General features: G+C 46.6%; 1 protein-coding gene. It reads right to left on the reverse strand.

The genetic code is table 11. The features are described 5' to 3' along the window. The coding region (locus tag P6709_RS20355; RefSeq protein ID WP_278242688.1) for a hypothetical protein at nucleotides 1-234 on the reverse strand (234 nt) is incomplete at both ends.

A 234-nucleotide genomic window follows, 5' to 3' on the forward strand; every position in this document is an offset into this window, starting at 1 on the left:
TGCCGATTCCGGCGACGTCATTGATGCCGATTTTTTTGCTTCCGATTGCTGGCGGCGCTGATCAAAGCACCGACAATGGTGAATGGATTTGTTCAGGATATTAAAGAGCTCTTCTTCTGCCCAAGGCTGCCGTTCGGTTTGGATGGTTTCTCCCGTTGCTATAGCTTTTTCAATCATTGAGCGCATTTGAAGAAAATCCTCATCCATCTTTCCGGTCAGAAGACTGCCAAAATA

This window comes from Jeotgalibacillus sp. ET6 (assembly GCF_029667115.1).
Classification (GTDB): Bacteria; Bacillota; Bacilli; order Bacillales; family Jeotgalibacillaceae; genus Jeotgalibacillus.